The following is a 1,415-nucleotide window of genomic DNA, read 5'->3' as shown; positions in this document are numbered from 1 at the left end:
GTGGCGCCTTTCGTGAGGACGAGCCGCCAGGGGCGTCTCGAACCACGCTCCTCGTCACTCGCTGCGGTCGTTCCTGCGGTGCTTACGTCGTCTGCGCCGTCCTCGCGACTGGGGCTTTGGAGGTGTTCGGCGCCGATCCGTCATCGATTATTTATAAGAAATCGGCCGGAGCTTCGGCGGTGTTCACCGCAGCGTCATCGTTCATTTTTCTCGTCCACCGAGCGCTTTTGCCCGCTCGGCACGCCATTCCGGTATGGTCGAGACGATATCCGCCGACGAGTTCCGCGACAGGATCGACGAGCGACGGCGCGGCGAGCGCTCGTTCGCCGTCGTCGACACCCGCCCGGAAGAGAGCTTCGAGGGCTGGCGCGTGGCGGACGCGATCGGCTACTTCTACAAGCCGTTCCACGAGTTCGATATCGACGACTTCGAGCGCGAGACGGGCTTCTCCCCCGGGGACAGCGTGATCACGCTGTGCGCGAAGGGGAAGGCCTCGGACGACTTCGCCGCCGAGCTCGACGCCGCGGGGTACGAGGACGTGACCGTCGTCGCGGACGGGATGCGCGGCTGGTCCGCGGTGTACGACCGAACGGAGGTCCCGCTCCCCGACGCGGCCGGAGCGACCGACGCCGCCCCGCCGCTCGACGTCGTTCAGGTCCAGCGCCGCGCGAAGGGGTGTCTGGGGTACCTCGTGGTCGGCGGGCGCGAGCCGGGCGAGGCGGACCACGTTCCTGCGGAGGGTTCCGCGAGCGGTTCCGACGGCGCCGACCGCGTCGCCGTCGCCGTCGACGTTTCCAGACACGGCGACGAGTGGGTCGCGGCGGCCGCGGAGTACGACGCGTCCATCGCGGCCGTCCTCGACACGCACGTCCACGCCGACCACCTCTCGGGCGGGCGGGCGCTGGCGGACGAGCTCGGCGTGCCGTACTTCCTCCCCGCCGCGGCCGCCGCGCGCGACGTGGCGTACCGGTTCGAGCCGGTCGACCGGAACGAGACGCTTGACGTCGGCGGGATCGACCTGAAGGCGCTCGCGACCCCCGGCCACACCGACGACGGCGCGAGCTACCTCGTCGGCGGCGCGGCGGTCCTCACGGGCGACACGCTGTTCACCGACAGCGTCGGGCGGACGGAGCTCCAGTTCTCGGCGGGCGGCGGTGATGGAGGCGAGTCGAACGCGGGCGCCGCCGGCGCGGCCCGGCGCCTGTACGACTCGCTCCACGGGACCTTACTCGCCGAGCCGGACGACGCGGTCGTCTGTCCGGGTCACTTCGCGGTCGCGAACGACGGGACGACCGGCGGAGTCGAACCCGGCGAACCCGTCTTCACGACGGTCGGCGACGCGCGCCACGAGATAGGGATCCTCGGCCTCGACGCGGGGGATTTCGTCGACCGGATCACCGGGACGCTCCCGGAGA

1 protein-coding gene is annotated in these 1,415 nt (G+C 71.0%); it reads left to right on the top strand.

Annotated features, from left to right (window positions below):
- Nucleotides 1–253: 253 nt before the first annotated feature.
- Nucleotides 254–1,415: MBL fold metallo-hydrolase (locus B9G38_RS17395; protein ID WP_086221186.1), on the top strand; the 1,162-nt coding region annotated here is incomplete at its 3' end.

This window comes from Halorubrum sp. SD612 (assembly GCF_002135005.1).
The sequence above is the reverse complement of the archived record's forward strand: the minus strand, read 5'-3'. Positions and strand labels throughout refer to the sequence as shown.